The organism is Mycobacterium sp. NGS11 (genome assembly GCF_059813315.1).
The window spans coordinates 49,767-64,821 of the sequence record NZ_JCALEJ010000028.1 but is presented as its reverse complement, the minus strand read 5'-3'; the positions used below and the strand labels follow the sequence as shown (position 1 = coordinate 64,821).

Below are 15,055 nucleotides of genomic sequence, written 5' to 3'. Positions count from 1 at the left end.
CGCCGTCGCCGGTTGGCGCTAAGCTCTGCGCCCATGCAGGGGTGGGTTTTCACGTCAGTTTCTGGTGAGCGCAGCTGGCAGAGCAACGACGGATACGAGGACGTCCTTGGGTCGCTTTATAGCTACGACAGTGCCGTCGCCTTTCACAAGCAAGTTGCCGAGAATGACGTCGTGGTTGTGCGCGAGGGGCAAGCGATTCTCGGCGTATCGCGGATCGACGACACCGATGCGTCCACACACAGTCAACGAGGGTCTCCTACTGCGGACCGACATTCATCGCCTGTTCGACGCAGGTCATCTTGCGATAAATCCCGACACGCTGTCAGTCGAGGTTGATGCCAGCCTTGCGCAGTACCCGCTCTACTCATCTCTCGACGGCCAGAAGATCACGCAGACGCCCAGCGTTGATGCACTTCGCAGCCGCTACGGTCCAAAAGGCCACTGACTATTGCAGGCCGTTCATTCATTGGACACGGCGGTGCAGAACTCTACTCAAACTGCCCACCTTATGAACGCCGCGCCGCGTAGGCTCAAAACCCTTTAGGACGTAGTGGAATCGCTGGTGATTCGCGCCGTACGGGAGGACTATCGGAGATGGCTAAGGGTGCGGGGGACGAGTACTGGGCAAGTCCTAATCTCCCAAGCAAGATCAAGCACTGCATGATGAAGAAGTACGTTCCGATATTTCTCGGCAGGACGTCGGTGGTCAGCGGCAAAGTGCTTGTGTTGGACGGTTATGCGGGTCGTGGGACCTACGAGGACGGCTCACCTGGGTCCGCAGGAATGCTATTGCAGTGGGCATTAGACCGTAAGCAACATGGCCCGAGGCCGGTTGACTACATACTTCGTTTCTACGAGAAGGACAGAAAGAACTACAGCTACCTGCAGCCACTTGTGGATCAATACAAGTCTCAAGGGGTAGATGTGGTCGCAGAACGTGCGGACGTCGTTAGACACCTACCTGAGGTCGTGCAACAGTCCGCTGGAATCCCGCTGTTTCTCTTCGTGGACCCAACAGGGGTTGGTCTTCCGTTCGATGATCTTGTCGCCGCGTTAAACAGGCCTCGCAATGCGCGTGGCTGGCCGCCGACTGAAGCTCTGATCAACCTGAGCTACGACGCAATCCGTCGCATCGGTGGGCACGTTACATCGCCGTCGCCGAACCAGAAGACCATGGCTACTCTTGACGAGGCAATGGGCGGAGATTGGTGGCGCGGTTACTTCGTCGACGGCGTAACTCACGAAGCGGTCGAAGGCGTCGTCGCCGAATTCATCGGCAGACTCGGTCACTCCGTTGGCCCTGGAACTTTCGTAGCGTCGATACCAGTTCGACGCGACACCCACCAGAAGCCGTTGTACAGCTTGGTATTCGTGACGCGTAACCACCGAGCAGAGTGGCATATTGGCGACATCGCTGCGAAGTGTCTCGACGAAGGGCGCATCGCCGCGGACGAAGCGGCAGGGCGGTTAGCAATGAGCGCCCGTCGAAAAGATCTGGAAGACGCGGCAATTGGTGACCTAGAGGCGAACCTCCTTAAGTTGTCAGAGCAGCTCGGTGTGGAATACCCAGTAGGCGACTACGCAGAACAGATTTTTGGGGACCATTGGGGAGAGGTCGGAGAAGTTGCAGTCAAGAGAGCCATTAAATCCCTTCACGCAAAGGGATTAACACCGTCGACCGGTGTCGGTGGTAAGACAGAGAATCTGCGTTTCGCACCGAAACTACCTGACCAGTAGTGGCATCTGGTCCCAAAGTTCGCCGTCAAGAACTCTGCCGAACGCCTTTGGCGTGCGGCCGCCCCACTGTTTGAAGAAAAACGCAACCCCCGCATCTTGGCACAGGTCGCGGATGCCGCGCACCCACTCTCCGTTGACGCGCCGGTGGTGCGCGCCTGACTCGCCCCCGGCGATAACCCAGTGGATGCCATCGAGGTTGAGCCCGTCGAGCGGTCCGATCAGCGGCTCACACGACAGGAAGCGGACGGCGGCAGGTACGTCGCGCAGATGGTCGACACGGGGCAACGCGTTGGCGTTCTCGACCGAGACGCCCATCCAGACATTGTTTGGCCAGTGGAGACTCTCGCCGAGCCGGCGCAGTCGCAGGCTGCGTTTGGTGAGCACCTGATAGGTGTGCTGCGGAGTCTCGCGACAGACGTCGAGCACGTCGCGAATGAAGCCAACGGGTACGCGCGCGTGAAATAGATCGGACATCGAGTTGACGAACACGGTCCGCGGCTGGCGCCAGCGGCGCGGCTCGTCGAGTGCCTGCGGATGCACGGTGACGCCGAAACCTGGTCCCGACGTGCGTGGGTCACCATCGTTCTGATACTTCTCGGATCCCATGGCCTTCAAGCGTTTCGCCAACGTCATGGCGTAGCAGTGATCGCAGCCCGCGGAGACACGATCGCAGCCGGTGACGGGATTCCAAGTGGCTTCTGTCCATTCGATCGCCGATCGGTCAGCCATGTCCCACCTCTACGAAGTTCGCTGCGTTCACCACTACGTGCCCCTTGCGATTTCACGGTCGCCGCAGCGCTACTCGATCGCACAGGATATCGGCGGTATCCGACACCGGCCAGGTAGGGCGCAGCGGCACCTAGTCATCTCGACGATTGTCCCGCTGCGGCCCGTTCCGCGAGGTAATTCTGCATCGCCGGCCCACTGTCGACCCGGACGCGCAGCATCCGTCGATAGCCGCGCATCCACAGTTTCGCGAGGACCAGCGACCGGCCAGCGTACGGATTGTGGTCGCCGGGCTGGGCGAGTGAGCCCTCGTACAGGGCGCGGGTCGCCTCCCGCCGTATTGTCACTCGACAAGCATGTGGGTGCTAGGGCCCAGAACGGAGTCTCACACGCCGGCGACCTGGAACGAGGCAGCTCGCGCGCGACGCCGCTGTTTGCACCGCTTAAGGGCTGACATATTGAACTGGCCTGCCCCCGTTGGTGGGTGGATCTGCTCGCGGGTGTTGTCATCCGCGGGGGTGATGTCCCATATAGGTACGGTCACGCAGGTGACTGCGCTGCCGAGCGCGCCACCACGATGTACAGAAGTACCCGGGGGGACTGGGGTCGGAGATCACTAGCTAGTAATGATTGCGCCACGGATCCCAATTCGCCGACCCGGGAATCCATCCAGGATTGGCCCGTGCACGACTGCACGCGTCTTCTATGCCGGTGCGTACGGGCTCGGTCGCTTCGGCCAACGTTGTTCCCGAGCGTGCGTCTGAAAGCTGCTGAGTTCGCGCACGTATCACTCCGAGGAGGGCGGCAGATAGCTCCGCTTCGCGGATGCTACCTTCCGCGTATAAAAGGTCGGTTGCAACGATCACTGCATTAAGCGGCTCAACGCGGCCATAAGGAGAAACGTCCTTATATCGTAAAGATATGTCGAAAATGGCGTACAGCGCTATCCGTATTGTATGGCGGCTGGCGGCATTCGTGCACAATGAGGCAATTATTCGAGCGAGGTGGTACTGGCATGCGTGGCGACCCACATCAAACTCAGGTTGGCGGTTTAGATTGTTCTTCGCGGTGTTGCGCATATAGTGCATAATATGAAGTGATACCGCAATACGGTCGCGTGGACCATTAATGCCCAGATAACCTCGCAAAGGTATCTGGCGGCGACGCCACTCATTCGGACCTTTTCGATCTGATGGCCATCTATGCCCATAGGCCTTTGGAATCAAGCGAGCGAGCTCCCCAACCAACTTACCCAGAAGCAATCGGTCGCCACTCGCGAAAGACAACTGTGCAAGATCGTGAAAGGGCCGAAGAGGATCGGTTCGCGTGTAGTTAAGGCCATCGCTCGCGAGCGCATACCTGTATTCGCCGTCCTCACGCCACACTTTTGCCAGCCGGTAATTGAGAAATTTTCGCCGGGAAGCCTTGCGCAGGACGACGCGAGCGACAGCAACCGTGTCGAGATTTTCGATCTGGCGCAGGCCTACCGGTACAACTAGGCACGAAACATAAATAGTGAGCGCAAGTTGAATCTTTATCAAATTATTCGGTGATCCACCACTAGTAAGAACGAGAATGCTCACTGCTCCAATCACGCAGTCCGCAGCGAGCGAGGCGAGCATCACAATTGCATCGTACGCCGGATACAAAGTACGAAGAGCGCTATTACTGCCACCCGTTGGTCGGGTATTCAGTGAGAGGAAATAGATCGCACTGAACAAGCCGCCCAGCGTGGCAACCGTCATGAGCATTGTAGTGGACGCTGCCATCAACACTGTGTTATCTGACGATAGTACCGCGAACTTTTTAGTCGTAAACAGCAAAACGAGACTAAACATTAGAGCGCCATTCGCGAACCAAAACGTCGCACGCCGCAAGTAGCTGAGTACCACTACTATGATTCGTCTTCGAGGTGTTCACGCACGATGTTGGCAGCCTCGACGACACCAGCAGGTATTGGTACGCGGCTGATGAATCCTTTCGCCACGTACACATTGAGCCGCTCTAATTCATCGATGAGGCGATTAGCGAAATCCGCCCGGGAACGGTCGATGAAGTCGAGTGCAGGTCCAGTGGGCGGTGCGGCACATACTTCGATGGCAGGATACTGATTAGCAAAAGTGGCGAGGCATCGACGCATTATGAATGGCTTAGAAACAGCGACAATCCGTTTTGGAGGTTGGTTTCTCAAGCTACGAAATGCAGCCATACCCATCGCTACATTCTCGCCTGTATTTGATGCGAACGGCTCCGTCACGATTGAGTGCGGCGAAACCCCGGCCTCGACCATGCGGGCCGCGAAGACCTTGGCTTCGGAGTCTTGAAAGTGTACCGAATAGGGTCCCTTTCCGCCGGTAGCTACGACAAATGGCGCGACATTTTCCAGCCACAGATGTGCAGCGCGCAACGGCACCTTAAGATCTGCACCACCGAAGACGAAAATGCAATCGTACTTGCCCGTCAGCGCGCCTTGCGGCGCAAGAAATTCCCAGATGGGCTCCAATAGCTCCGCGTATTCGCGATTACTCAGTGTGTCGATCCGCATCATCCCGAATTCTATCTAATGTCAGTCCATGTTCGTGGTCAATGGCGGGCGCTGGTCGCATCCTCGCCCACCCCACGGGGCGATCATCGACAGATTCGCAAATGGCAAGCCGTAACGGTTTCTCGCCACGCCGACGCAAGCTCAGATCATCGACTCGTCCCACGGCTCGTGGGGCGTCTGGACAATCGCCGACTTCGGATTGGACCTCGACTCGACGGCATCAGCGGCGAGGTCAATCGCCTGAATCCTCGCCGCGATGTCCATCTGGTGCCGAATGAGCGCCGCGAGCGCCGGTGCTGGCGTCTTCGGGTCGTCGATCGCCTTCGCGATCCGGTTGCGGAGCGCGACGAGCATCTGACGAAGATCACCACTCGCCGAAGCCGCCACTACCGACTTCGGCGTGACCTTCCGCGGAGCCCGCTTCGCCGGCGCCTTCTCGCCAGCCTTCACAGCGCGCAGCTTCCGTTCGGTCACGACACATCTCTTTCTGCTCGATCTGGCCGTACGAAAAAATCCGGGCAGGGGGGCGGCGCCTATGCCTTTGAGGTGCGCGGGGTGGGTGGGCCCGGGTTACCCCGGGTAGGGGTGGCTAGCGGTGCGGTCACGTCCTGGTCCGGCGTCGTTGCGGCGGTGGGCCTCGCGGCGACGCGGGCGCGGGTGACGGGAATTCCGTTCGCGCCGGCCGCGAGGCCGTCAGGTGGCTACCAGCCGCCGCGGAATGACGGGCTCAGGGTGGCGTAGGACAGGTTCGCGCCGAACGAGTCGTAGTCCTGAATCTTAGCGAGGTCGTCGAGTTGCTCTTTGGCGCTGGGATTTTCCTTGATGTATTCGGCGATGATGCTGCTCCAGCCGTCGGCCAGGGCTCGCGCGAGTACTGCTGCGGCGAGGGTCTTGTCGTCGGAGCGCATGGCTGCCGCGAATACCTCCCGCGCGTCGTCGGCGTTGGTGAGTCGCGCGGCTCGGTCTTGTGCGTCGCGATAGGCGATGATCTGGCCGGGATCGCTGCTGGTCACAACCGACAGCCCAAACAGCGACCTTTCGAGCGACTGCTTTTTGGCGGTGATGAGCTCGGTTTCCCTTTTGCGGAGGTCTCGGAGCTTGGCGCTCACCTGTCGGTGTTCGCTGTCGAGCTTGGCGCGCTTCCCGATGTCGGAGAGGGTGTTGTCGGCGTCGAGCAGGTCGGTGGTGCGGGCCCATCGGCTCTGAATGCGCTCGGCTTGTGCGCGTAGGTCGTCGATCTGTGATTCGAGCTGTGCCAGAGACATTGTGTGCGTTTCCTTTCGGAGTAATCAGGCCGAGGCGCGGCCTGTGGTGGTGAGGTTCCACAGTTCTTGGGCGGCGGCCGAGATTGGGTGCTCGCCGTCCCAGGCTTTGATAAAGGCGTTGACTACGTTGGCCCATCGGTTGTCGACGGCTACACGCAAGATCTCGACTTGCCGGAGATTGTCGGCGCTGCCCAGGGCGGTCGTGAACATCTCGCGCGCCTCATTCTCGGTGCGAAGATCCTCCACATCTCGACCGGGTGCAACGTTTCCGAAAAGCCGGGAGTACAGGAACGCGATACGTTCCGCGGTTGCTTGCGCGGTTCGCTCCTTCGTCATGCGTTCCACGGCTGCGCGGTCGACCTTCATCGCGACCCGTTCTACGAGGGGCAGCCTGGTGCGCGCGCCTATCGTGTTAATCGTCGCCGCCTTGGAACAGGTTGCGCGCGAACGCAGCTCGGCCATTGCCCTGCCGGTTACCGCCGGGTGGGCGTACCCGCTGAACAAGATCGCTGAAATCGTCATCGGGCAGTTCGCGAAGGTACTGCTCGATGCCCAGCCGTAGGTATTCGATTGGGTTCACTTGTGCTGGCCTGCCTTTCGTTCGGCGTATTCGACAACGGTCTGTCGTGGAAAGATCGATCGACCGCCAACTTTGCGCCCGTGCAGTTCGCCGCGGATGCGTCGGACCCATTGCGGCGAGCAATTGAGCAGTTCGGCCGCTTCGTTCGTGTCGATGAGTTCTTCCACTGCCGATGGTGGCGAGCATGGCAGCGACGCACAAGTTTTGGTTTCACGTACGAAACCAGCGAGCCGGGCGAGCACAGCTTCGAACCCAGCCGGCAAGGGGGGCCTGTTGCCGAGCGTGTGGCGCACCCAGAAATCTCGAACGCTGTGGTGCAACAGCACGGCTTCCGCCGCTGAGAACGTGATGCCACCCGATTCTGGGTAGCTCACGGGTTGACCTCGCCGCAGTCGTTACCGCGCGGGCGCAGTGCAGGCGCCGCGAGGTCGACGCGCGCGACAGTGTGCACGCCGATGCACAGCGGGCCGCACGGGGTGAGTTCGGCTTCCGCCTGTCGTGCTTGGCCGGTGGTGTCCCAGTAGGTCCACTCCACTGTGATGGGCCCGGTCTGGGTGCGGCGGTAGCAGACCAGCGCGGCGCGGACGCTCACTGCTCGGTCTCGGGTTGATGGATTGGCTCGGAGAACGATCGAGTCGGGCGAGCCGGCGCGGTCAGCGGTTCGACATCGAGGGGGCTCGGCGGGGATTGGCGAGTGCGGTCGGCAGACCGGGAAATCATGCGCATACGCGCGATGCACGGAATCGGGCGGGTCTCACCGTTGAGCCATTTGCACCACCTGTGCGGTGGTGCCTGGCAGTGCGGACACTCCCGGTCCATCGCTGCGTCGGCGTCAATCTCTTCGAACACTCGCGACGTCACGCTGGTCTCCGGGATCGAGCCAGGCAGGGGATGCGCTTCTGCGAGCCATCCTCTCGCTGGCACCACTCATGGGCATCGGCGCGGCAATTCGGGCACCGGCGGTCCATGTCGGCGTAGGCGTAAAGCTGCTGAGCGAGCTTGTCGAAATGCGCCGACGGCTGGCGACTGGCCCCTAGTGACGTACCCCCGTTACGAAACCTCAGCTGCTTTTCGTCAGAGTGGTTTTGCGCGTCAGGTGTTAACCCGTCAGGTGTTAACCCGTCAAGTGGGTCATCCTGGGTGACCCGTTCGGTCCCAGATTTGGCCCATTCGGTCTCGGATTTGACCCGTTCGGCCCCCGGATTTGGCCCATTCGGTCCGAGCAAATCGCTTGCGGGGGTGGCGATCGGGTCATCCTGAGTGATCCGTTCGCCTACCCCCGAATGGGTCACCATGGATGACCCATTCGTGTCACATGGCGTCCGCCCGGATGTCCGTGTGATGTCCGGGCGGACAAGTTCATAGATCGGTGCCGCTGACCTGCCCTGTTGATTGTTGAACCCGCGCCTGATCTTTCGAACGTAACCAGCATCTACGAGTTCCTTGACGGCGCGCTTGGCCGTAGCGAGCGATCGCCCGTACTGTGCGGCGCGAATGTGGTCCCAGCGAACTGATGCTTGCCGTGTGTTGGTGTTGGCCTTCTCGGCGATCGCGATCAGCGCTTGGAACCCGCGCTCGGACAGCCCCCTGGCTCGCAAGGTGTCTGAGGCGGCGATGACTTCGCCGACAAGCTGGCCGCTCACGTCCCCGCGGTGCGCGCTGTGGTGGCGGCGTCGAGCAGTTGGCCGGCCAGTTCGACGGCGAATTCGGGCGTGATGCTGTACGGGTCGGATCCACTGCCGATCGCGACGAGCACCAGCCCCGGGCGCGACGCGTTCGCCGCTACGTGAACGGCGGGCTGATCAGGTGGCTTCCGCATTATGCAACCCCGCGCGGACCGTCGGTGCGCTGAACGGTGTTCGCGTCGAGGTACGCGTTGACGTCACTCCATCGGTATAAGACCTTCCGGTTGACCTTGATGAACTTCGGCCCCATGCCGCGATAGCGCATCTGCGCAAGTCCTTGCTCCGTCGTATGAAGCACTACTGCAACCTCTTTGGGGCCAGCAGTCTCGGGCGGTGATGTGTCCAAACTGGCTGCGTTGACGCTCGCGTTCAATGTGTGCCTCCGGTGAGATTCTCAACCCATGCAAATCACGGGCTTGTCGTTGACACTGCATCGCGCGTCGCCTGCTGTCAAGCCTCGCGAAACCGGGGTATGTTGCGTGTCGTGACGGAAACGGTCGACTTGGCGGCAGTGGTGGGCCGCAACGCGCGAGAACTACGTGGTGACGCGAACCTCAACGACGTAGCCAAGGCGGCGCGGGCATGCGGCTTGAACTGGGGCACCGGGCGGGTCTCAGACCTCGAACACGGCAAGGTGTCGCCGACACTGCCGACGTTGGTTGCCTTGGCTCTGATCTTCTCAGAGCTACTCGACCGGCCCGTGTCGTTGGGTGACCTCGTTCGCGGCGACGACAACATCGCTGTCACACCAAGAATCAGCGTCTCAAGCAAGGAACTGCGCCGCTACCTTTCGGGAGACGGCGTTACGGCGGCGGGCCGGTACCGACGCGAGGCCGGCGCTGCATTGCAGTCAGTCGTTGCTGACGACTACCGAGATAACTGGCCGGCCCGCCTTCAGTCGGTGTCGAAAGGTGCCACGATGCGGATGCTCGGGCAGATTGGCGAGCCCGAGGAACGACTCGCGCGGGAGTTAGGGCTCGACCATTCGCGGCTCGCCGCCGAAATGTTGGCCCAGTGGGGAAAGTCGTTTAGCGCCAAGCGCGACGAACTCGCCGGCCCGGAAGCGAATGCCCAGAAAAAGGGGCGCATTGCTCGCGCGCTCAAAGGCGACTTGAAAGCGGTTCTCGATGGCGACGATCAATAAGTATCAAACTGCAAGCGGTGCAACGCTTTACCGGGTCCGCTACCGGACGCCGGATCACAGACAGACCGACAAGCGCGGTTTTAGAACCAAGCGTGATGCCGAGGCATTCGCAGCGACCGTAGAGGTCAAGAAGCTGACCGGTGAGTTCATCCCGGAGGCCGCGGGACGCACCATGGTGGCCGAGCTGGCACCAGATTGGTTGGCGCGCAAGCAACAGGCAACTGCACCGTCGAACTATCGGATGATCGAATCAGCCTGGCGGATCCACGTTCGACCGAAGTGGGGTCACTGGCAGATCGCCAAGGTTTCGGTGCCCGATATCGAATCCTGGATTGCCCAAATGGTCCGCGACGGCCGGGGAGCGACGACCGTGCTGCGTGCGCACGGTGTGCTATCCGGGATCCTGCAAGACGCGGTTAAGGCGCGGCGGTTGGCGTCGAACCCGGCGCGCGGAATCGAGGGGCTACCGCGCAAGACAACGCGCCGACACATCTACCTGACCGCCGACGACGTACACCGCCTAGCAGCGGAGTGCGGCGAGCATCGGCCACTGGTGTACGTGCTGGCGCTATGCGGACTCCGCTGGGGCGAGGCGATCGCACTGCGGGTGCGTGATGTCGAGTTCCTGAAGCGCCGCCTGGTCGTCGCGGACAACGCCGTCCAGCTCGGCGTCGAACACGCCGTCGGGCAGACCAAAGGTCGCAAGGTCCGGTCGGTGCCGGTGCCGTCGTTCGTTCTCGACGAGCTCTCCCGATTATGTGCAGACAAGAGCACAGAAGATCTGCTGTTCCCCGCACCCGACGGAAAGTACCTACCGCGCCCGAAGTCGACTCGGGGGTGGTTCTCGGGTGCTGTCACGCGTTCGAAGGTTCAGGCGATCACTCCGCATGACCTTCGGCACACCGCGGCGTCGTTGGCGATCTCTGCGGGCGTAAACGTACTGGCGCTACAGCGGATGCTCGGACACAAGTCGGCGAAGGTCACGTTGGACACCTATGCGGACCTGTTCGATACCGATCTCGATGCTGTCGCGGTCACTCTTCACAACTCGTACTCACCTGTGACTGTGGGCAAAGTGTGGGCAACAGGTGGGCAGACCAACGGTCAGCAAACAGAGAAATAGCCCCTGACCTGCATTGCAGGGGTTGGAGCTATGGCGGTGGCGGAGGGATTTGAACCCTCGGACGGTTTTAGCCGTCACACGCTTTCGAGGCGTGCTCCTTAGGCCGCTCGGACACGCCACCGCCGAGCAGCTTACCCAACCGAAGGGCCGTCACCCCAATCGCTGGCGGGCGAAGAAGGCCTCCAGTGGCGCAGCGCACTCCTGCGCCAGCACGCCACCGCGCACTTCCGGGCGGTGGTTGAGCCGCCGATCGCGGACCACGTCCCACAGCGACCCGACCGCCCCCGTCTTGGGCTCCCAGGCGCCGAACACCAGCCGGGCGACGCGCGAGAGCACCAGCGCGCCCGCGCACATGGTGCACGGTTCCACGGTGACCGCCACCGTGGCGCCTTCCAGGCGCCACCCGTCGCCGAGAACCTCGGCCGCCGCGCGCAATGCCAAGATCTCGGCGTGGGCCGTCGGGTCTCCCCGCGCCTCGCGCGCATTGACCGCGCGGGCCAGTTCGGCTCCGTCCGCGCCGATCACCACCGCCCCGATGGGCACGTCACGGGGACCCGCAGTCGCGGCAACCGACAATGCGGAACGGATCAGGTCGTCGTCAGATCTCACCGACGGGTCCTGATGGCGGCGACCCGCCGCGCGCGGGTCCTGATGGCGGCAACCCGCCGCGCCCGGCTCCGCCGCGCTTGCGATCACCGACCGAGGCGGTCGATCACCGCGGACAACTGGTCGGCGAAGCCCATCTCGCGGGCAATGCGGCCCAACTGCTCGTCGGCGTACAGATCGGTCTCGTCGAGGATGACCCCCAGCACCGCCTCGGGCAACCCGACGTCGGACAACAGCCCTAAGTCGCCCTCTTCGAAAGGATCCGAGTCCTCGAGATCCTCCGGATCGATGTCGGCATCCAACTTGTCGAGCACTTCCGCGGCAATGTCGTAGTCCAGTGCGGCGGTGGCGTCGGAGAGCAACAACCGCGTCCCCGACGGAGCGGGCCGGACGATGACGAAGAATTCGTCGTCGACGTCGAGCAGCCCGAAGACCGCCCCGGAACTGCGCAGTTCACGCAGCTCCGTCTCCGCGGCCGACAGGCTCAACAGCGACTTACGGGCCATCGGGGCGCAGCGCCACTGCCCCTCTTCACGCACCACCGCGACACCGAAACCGTCCGGAGTGTCGGCGGACAGGCGCTGGGCGGAGGCCCGTTGTGCTCCCATGGCCGCTTACGGTAGTCCCTGACCAGGCCCCTGACCAGATGGCGCCTGGTAGCCGCGAGATCTGACGGCGCCGTTCCCAGCCGGATGTGCCAACCTTGGAATGTGGCAAGCCCTCCTTCTAAGACACCGGTGTGTGTGCTCGGGCTGGGGTTGATCGGTGGCTCGATAATGCGGGCCGCAACGGCGGCCGGCCGCGAGGTGTTCGGCTACAACCGGTCGGTGGAGGGCGCGCACGCCGCGACCGCCGACGGCTTCGACGCCGACACCGATCTGATCGCGACGCTGTCTCGCGCAGCCGCCTCCGAAGCGTTGATCGTGCTGGCCGTGCCGATGCCGGCGATGGCGGGCATGCTCGCCCGCATCAAGGAGAACGCTCCGGAGTGCGCATTGACCGACGTCACCAGCGTCAAGCAAGCGGTGCTCGATCAGGTGGTCGCGGCCGGTCTGCTGAAACGGTTCGTCGGGGGACACCCGATGGCGGGCACCGCGCATTCGGGATGGGCCGCCGGCTACGCCGGTTTGTTCACCGGGGCCCCCTGGGTGATCAGCGTCGACGATCATGTCGATCCTTCGGTCTGGTCGACGGTGATGACGCTGGCCCTGGACTGCGGCGCGGTGGTCGTGCCGGCCAGGTCCGACGAGCACGACGCCGCCGCGGCGGCCATCTCGCATCTGCCTCACCTGCTCGCCGAGACGCTGGCCGTCGTGGCCGCAGACGTCCCGCTGGCATTCGCGTTGGCCGCCGGGTCATTCCGGGACGGGACCCGGGTGGCGGCCACGGCCCCGGACCTGGTCCGGGCGATGTGCGAAGGCAACTCCGATCAACTGGTGCCCACGGCCGATCGCGCGATCGAGCTGCTGAAACGCGCCCGGCAATCGCTGGCGTCCCATAACTCGGTCGCCGACCTCGTCGACGCCGGCCACGCCGCGCGAACGCGTTACGACAGCTTCCCGCGCTCCGACATCTTCCACGTCATCGTCGGGGCGGAGAACTGGCGTCAGGAACTGGCCGCGGCGGGCCGGGCCGGCGGGGTGATCAGATCCGCTCTGCCAAGCCTGGATAGTCGACGATGAAGCCTTCGTCGTCGACGCTCACCGTGGTGTCGGAGATCGGCGAGCGCAACTTGATCGCGTCCAGACTGCCGGTGCTGCTGTAGCTCACGGTGTCCGCGGTGATCGACATCTCCGGCATGTTCACATAGACCACCGGCAGCGTGACCGAGGCGGCTCGCTCGTACAGCCCGAGCCGCCGGATGGGCAGCGCATTGAAGAACGGGCTGAACTCCACGTCGATGTCGAGCGCACCGTTGTAGGCCGCGCGGTGCTCGCCCTGATGGTCGGTGACCAACCACATGTTCTCTTCGTCGCGGGCGAACGAGAAGACGCGCTCACGCTCGGCCAGGGTCACGGTCATGCCGAGCCGCTTGGTGGCGCCGGTCTCATCGGTCAGCAAGTCGTAATAGGCGCCGAACGCCGGGTGGGTGTCGGTGGCGGCGGCGATGATGCGGCCATTGGCCTTGATTCTGTTGCCGGACACCTGAACTCGTACCGATTCCATCCGGGGAGCATCATGTGCGCGCCAGGTGAGCATCGCCTGCCACACGCGGCGAGACGGGTCAGAGGGGGCTGCGTTCACTCATCTACCGTAAGACGTGCCCGCCAACCGCTGCGGAAGTGCCCGGTATGTTCGCCGCAACCGCCCGGTGCCCGGCACCGAAATCCACACCGCCAGAGCCAGCAGTCCGTCGAGCACCAGCGCCAACGCGGCCACCATCAACGCCCCGACGAGAGCGAGATGAAACTCACGTTCTTTGATCCCGTCGATCAGGTATCTGCCCAGACCGCCGAGGCTGGCGTAGGCGGCCACCGTCGCGGTGGCAACCACCTGCAGCGTCGCGCTGCGGAGCCCACCGAGGATCAACGGCAACGCATTCGGCACTTCGACGCGCATCAGCACCTGGGCCTCGGTCATACCCATCGCGCGAGCGGCATCGACGACCGTGGGCTCGACATTCGCGATCCCGGCGTAGGTGCCGGCCAACAACGCCGGCACACCCAGCAGCATCAGCGCCACCAAAGACGGACCGAGCCCCAACCCGAACAGCAGCGTCCCGAACAGCAGCACGCCCAGCGTCGGCAGGGAGCGCAGGCCGTTGACGGCACCCACCACCAGCAGGGTGCCGCGGCCGGTGTGCCCGATGATCAAGCCGACGGGAATCGCGATGAGCGCCGAGGCCGCCACCGCCAGGGCGGTGTACTCGAGATGCTCGAGGATGCGGGCCGCGAGCCCCACCGGGCCCGTCCAGTTGTCGGCGGTCAGCACGTAGGAGATCGCCCGCTCGACGAAGTTCACCGCGCACCACCCACAACGGGCGCCACGACCGAACGGCGGCCGGTGCTCCGGGTGGCGTGTGCCCACGGTGTGGCCAACCGGCCGGCCAACACGATCAGCACATCGATGACCACCGACAGCAGGAACAGCGCGATGATGCCCGCCAGGATCTGATCGCTCTTGTTGGTCTGGTAGCCCTGGGTGAACCAGCTGCCCAGGCCACCGATGCCGATCACCGAACCGACCGAAACCATCGCGATGTTGGTGACCACGACCACCCGCAAACCGGCAACGAGTACCGGAATCGACAGCGGCAGTTCAACTTTCAGTATCCGCGTGAGCGGCGGATAGCCGACCGCGGTGGCGGCGTCACGCACCTGGGCCGGCACCGCGTCGAGCGCCTCGAGCACCGCGCGCACCAGCAGGGCGGCGGTGTAGGCCGTCAACGCCACCATGACGTTGGCCTCGTCGAGGATGCGGGTCCCGATCAGCATCGGCAAAACCACGAACAGGGCCAGCGATGGAATGGTGAACACGACGCTGGCGGCCGCCGTCGTGAGCCGGCGGGCGATTCGCTTGCGCTGCACCAGCATGCCCAGCGGCAGCGCGATCGCCAGCCCGATCAGCACCGGCACCAAGGCCAGCCAGAGATGTTCCGCGGTCAGCGTCCGGGCGTCGTCGAGGTGGGTCAGCAGGTAGTGCAT

24 protein-coding genes and 1 tRNA gene are annotated in these 15,055 nt (G+C 63.0%); 6 read left to right on the top strand and 19 right to left on the bottom strand.

The genetic code is table 11. The features are described from left to right. Positions 1-163: 163 nt before the first annotated feature. Both AC5Y4T_RS22640 and tcmP read left to right on the top strand, forming a co-directional pair. Complete coding sequence (locus AC5Y4T_RS22640) at positions 164-445, top strand: HNH endonuclease signature motif containing protein (protein ID WP_499955536.1); 282 nt, start codon at positions 164-166, stop codon at positions 443-445. A 149-nt stretch (positions 446-594) separates the two neighbouring features. Beyond that, positions 595-1,737, top strand: coding sequence for a three-Cys-motif partner protein TcmP (tcmP, locus tag AC5Y4T_RS22635; RefSeq protein ID WP_499955533.1), 1,143 nt, complete (start codon positions 595-597; stop codon positions 1,735-1,737). Here the strand turns inward: tcmP and AC5Y4T_RS22630 are convergent. From AC5Y4T_RS22630 to AC5Y4T_RS22600, 7 genes are all read right to left on the bottom strand, one after another. Then, positions 1,723-2,466, bottom strand: coding sequence for a DUF5131 family protein (locus AC5Y4T_RS22630; protein WP_499955531.1), 744 nt, complete (start codon positions 2,464-2,466; stop codon positions 1,723-1,725). The genes tcmP and AC5Y4T_RS22630 overlap by 15 nt on opposite strands. 134 nt (positions 2,467-2,600) lie before the next feature. Continuing rightward, positions 2,601-2,810 (bottom strand): ribosome modulation factor, encoded by a 210-nt coding sequence (locus AC5Y4T_RS22625; RefSeq protein ID WP_499955529.1) that lies wholly within the window; start codon positions 2,808-2,810, stop codon positions 2,601-2,603. A 273-nt stretch (positions 2,811-3,083) separates the two neighbouring features. Continuing rightward, positions 3,084-4,208: a hypothetical protein gene (locus AC5Y4T_RS22620; protein WP_499955527.1), complete on the bottom strand. Its 1,125-nt coding sequence runs from the start codon at positions 4,206-4,208 to the stop codon at positions 3,084-3,086. 149 nt (positions 4,209-4,357) lie between these two features. Beyond that, complete coding sequence (locus tag AC5Y4T_RS22615) at positions 4,358-5,011, bottom strand: YdcF family protein (protein ID WP_499955525.1); 654 nt, start codon at positions 5,009-5,011, stop codon at positions 4,358-4,360. Positions 5,012-5,149: 138 nt separating this feature from the next. Beyond that, a complete protein-coding gene (locus tag AC5Y4T_RS22610; protein ID WP_499955523.1) occupies positions 5,150-5,482 on the bottom strand; it encodes a hypothetical protein in 333 nt (110 codons plus the stop codon). A 227-nt stretch (positions 5,483-5,709) separates the two neighbouring features. Further along, positions 5,710-6,273 carry a hypothetical protein gene (locus AC5Y4T_RS22605; protein WP_499955521.1) on the bottom strand — a complete coding sequence of 188 codons (564 nt, stop codon included), beginning with the start codon at positions 6,271-6,273 and terminating at the stop codon, positions 5,710-5,712. A gap of 24 nt (positions 6,274-6,297) precedes the next feature. Beyond that, a complete protein-coding gene (locus AC5Y4T_RS22600; protein WP_499955519.1) occupies positions 6,298-6,639 on the bottom strand; it encodes a hypothetical protein in 342 nt (113 codons plus the stop codon). A 28-nt stretch (positions 6,640-6,667) separates the two neighbouring features. Between AC5Y4T_RS22600 and AC5Y4T_RS22595 the strand changes: the two genes are divergently transcribed. After that, positions 6,668-6,835: a hypothetical protein gene (locus AC5Y4T_RS22595; protein ID WP_499955517.1), complete on the top strand. Its 168-nt coding sequence runs from the start codon at positions 6,668-6,670 to the stop codon at positions 6,833-6,835. Positions 6,836-6,849: 14 nt separating this feature from the next. Here the strand turns inward: AC5Y4T_RS22595 and AC5Y4T_RS22590 are convergent, their stop codons facing one another. Genes AC5Y4T_RS22590 through AC5Y4T_RS22565 form a run of 6 tightly spaced genes read right to left on the bottom strand, consistent with a single transcriptional unit; the run spans position 6,850 to position 8,884 of the window. Then, positions 6,850-7,227: a helix-turn-helix domain-containing protein gene (locus tag AC5Y4T_RS22590; protein ID WP_499955515.1), complete on the bottom strand. Its 378-nt coding sequence runs from the start codon at positions 7,225-7,227 to the stop codon at positions 6,850-6,852. Continuing rightward, entirely contained in the window at positions 7,224-7,445 is a 222-nt protein-coding gene (locus AC5Y4T_RS22585; RefSeq protein WP_499955513.1) for a hypothetical protein, read from the bottom strand. The genes AC5Y4T_RS22590 and AC5Y4T_RS22585 overlap by 4 nt, the downstream gene beginning before the upstream one ends. Then, on the bottom strand, positions 7,442-7,672 hold the full coding sequence (locus AC5Y4T_RS22580) for a hypothetical protein (RefSeq protein WP_499955544.1): 231 nt from the start codon (positions 7,670-7,672) through the stop codon (positions 7,442-7,444). The genes AC5Y4T_RS22585 and AC5Y4T_RS22580 overlap by 4 nt, the downstream gene beginning before the upstream one ends. A gap of 38 nt (positions 7,673-7,710) precedes the next feature. Then, positions 7,711-8,496: a hypothetical protein gene (locus AC5Y4T_RS22575; protein WP_499955511.1), complete on the bottom strand. Its 786-nt coding sequence runs from the start codon at positions 8,494-8,496 to the stop codon at positions 7,711-7,713. After that, positions 8,493-8,672 (bottom strand): hypothetical protein, encoded by a 180-nt coding sequence (locus tag AC5Y4T_RS22570; protein WP_499955509.1) that lies wholly within the window; start codon positions 8,670-8,672, stop codon positions 8,493-8,495. The genes AC5Y4T_RS22575 and AC5Y4T_RS22570 overlap by 4 nt, the downstream gene beginning before the upstream one ends. Next, the gene (locus tag AC5Y4T_RS22565; RefSeq protein WP_499955542.1) at positions 8,672-8,884 is read right to left on the bottom strand and encodes a helix-turn-helix transcriptional regulator; all 213 of its coding nucleotides are present in this window, start codon (positions 8,882-8,884) and stop codon (positions 8,672-8,674) included. Before AC5Y4T_RS22565 ends, AC5Y4T_RS22570 begins: the two co-directional genes overlap by 1 nt. A gap of 138 nt (positions 8,885-9,022) precedes the next feature. Here AC5Y4T_RS22565 and AC5Y4T_RS22560 point away from each other — a divergent pair, with 138 nt between their 5' ends. Together AC5Y4T_RS22560 and AC5Y4T_RS22555 are read left to right on the top strand one after the other, a co-directional pair. Then, positions 9,023-9,682 carry a helix-turn-helix domain-containing protein gene (locus tag AC5Y4T_RS22560; protein WP_499955507.1) on the top strand — a complete coding sequence of 220 codons (660 nt, stop codon included), beginning with the start codon at positions 9,023-9,025 and terminating at the stop codon, positions 9,680-9,682. Further along, a complete protein-coding gene (locus AC5Y4T_RS22555; RefSeq protein ID WP_499955505.1) occupies positions 9,666-10,805 on the top strand; it encodes a site-specific integrase in 1,140 nt (379 codons plus the stop codon). Before AC5Y4T_RS22560 ends, AC5Y4T_RS22555 begins: the two co-directional genes overlap by 17 nt. A 31-nt stretch (positions 10,806-10,836) precedes the next feature. Here the strand turns inward: AC5Y4T_RS22555 and AC5Y4T_RS22550 are convergent. The 3 genes from AC5Y4T_RS22550 to AC5Y4T_RS22540 all read right to left on the bottom strand — a co-directional run bounded on the left by AC5Y4T_RS22550 (position 10,837) and on the right by AC5Y4T_RS22540 (position 12,019). Beyond that, positions 10,837-10,926: transfer RNA gene (locus tag AC5Y4T_RS22550), tRNA-Ser, on the bottom strand. A 29-nt stretch (positions 10,927-10,955) separates the two neighbouring features. Beyond that, the gene (locus tag AC5Y4T_RS22545) at positions 10,956-11,414 is read right to left on the bottom strand and encodes a nucleoside deaminase (protein WP_499955503.1); all 459 of its coding nucleotides are present in this window, start codon (positions 11,412-11,414) and stop codon (positions 10,956-10,958) included. An 83-nt stretch (positions 11,415-11,497) separates the two neighbouring features. Continuing rightward, on the bottom strand, positions 11,498-12,019 hold the full coding sequence (locus AC5Y4T_RS22540) for a tRNA adenosine deaminase-associated protein (RefSeq protein ID WP_499917213.1): 522 nt from the start codon (positions 12,017-12,019) through the stop codon (positions 11,498-11,500). Positions 12,020-12,148: 129 nt separating this feature from the next. Here AC5Y4T_RS22540 and AC5Y4T_RS22535 point away from each other — a divergent pair, with 129 nt between their 5' ends. Continuing rightward, entirely contained in the window at positions 12,149-13,093 is a 945-nt protein-coding gene (locus AC5Y4T_RS22535; RefSeq protein ID WP_499955540.1) for a prephenate dehydrogenase, read from the top strand. Here the strand turns inward: AC5Y4T_RS22535 and AC5Y4T_RS22530 are convergent. The 3 genes from AC5Y4T_RS22530 to AC5Y4T_RS22520 are packed head-to-tail and all read right to left on the bottom strand — an operon-like array spanning position 13,056 to position 15,055. Then, positions 13,056-13,655 carry a putative glycolipid-binding domain-containing protein gene (locus AC5Y4T_RS22530; protein ID WP_499955501.1) on the bottom strand — a complete coding sequence of 200 codons (600 nt, stop codon included), beginning with the start codon at positions 13,653-13,655 and terminating at the stop codon, positions 13,056-13,058. The genes AC5Y4T_RS22535 and AC5Y4T_RS22530 overlap by 38 nt on opposite strands. Continuing rightward, complete coding sequence (locus AC5Y4T_RS22525; RefSeq protein WP_499917215.1) at positions 13,656-14,372, bottom strand: ABC transporter permease; 717 nt, start codon at positions 14,370-14,372, stop codon at positions 13,656-13,658. Next, positions 14,369-15,055 carry an ABC transporter permease gene (locus AC5Y4T_RS22520; protein WP_499955498.1) on the bottom strand — a complete coding sequence of 229 codons (687 nt, stop codon included), beginning with the start codon at positions 15,053-15,055 and terminating at the stop codon, positions 14,369-14,371. The genes AC5Y4T_RS22525 and AC5Y4T_RS22520 overlap by 4 nt, the downstream gene beginning before the upstream one ends.

Coding starts and splice junctions, on each gene's coding strand:
- AC5Y4T_RS22615 (WP_499955525.1), bottom strand. CDS start 5,011: ATGATGCGGATCGACACACTGAGTAATCGCGAATACGCGGAGCTATTG.
- AC5Y4T_RS22605 (WP_499955521.1), bottom strand. CDS start 6,273: ATGTCTCTGGCACAGCTCGAATCACAGATCGACGACCTACGCGCACAA.
- AC5Y4T_RS22520 (WP_499955498.1), bottom strand. CDS start 15,055: ATGCACTACCTGCTGACCCACCTCGACGACGCCCGGACGCTGACCGCG.
- tcmP (WP_499955533.1), top strand. CDS start 595: ATGGCTAAGGGTGCGGGGGACGAGTACTGGGCAAGTCCTAATCTCCCA.
- AC5Y4T_RS22600 (WP_499955519.1), bottom strand. CDS start 6,639: ATGAAGGTCGACCGCGCAGCCGTGGAACGCATGACGAAGGAGCGAACC.
- AC5Y4T_RS22555 (WP_499955505.1), top strand. CDS start 9,666: ATGGCGACGATCAATAAGTATCAAACTGCAAGCGGTGCAACGCTTTAC.
- AC5Y4T_RS22640 (WP_499955536.1), top strand. CDS start 164: ATGACGTCGTGGTTGTGCGCGAGGGGCAAGCGATTCTCGGCGTATCGC.
- AC5Y4T_RS22630 (WP_499955531.1), bottom strand. CDS start 2,466: ATGGCTGACCGATCGGCGATCGAATGGACAGAAGCCACTTGGAATCCC.
- AC5Y4T_RS22580 (WP_499955544.1), bottom strand. CDS start 7,672: ATGGACCGGGAGTGTCCGCACTGCCAGGCACCACCGCACAGGTGGTGC.
- AC5Y4T_RS22540 (WP_499917213.1), bottom strand. CDS start 12,019: ATGGGAGCACAACGGGCCTCCGCCCAGCGCCTGTCCGCCGACACTCCG.
- AC5Y4T_RS22620 (WP_499955527.1), bottom strand. CDS start 4,208: ATGACGGTTGCCACGCTGGGCGGCTTGTTCAGTGCGATCTATTTCCTC.
- AC5Y4T_RS22570 (WP_499955509.1), bottom strand. CDS start 8,672: ATGCGGAAGCCACCTGATCAGCCCGCCGTTCACGTAGCGGCGAACGCG.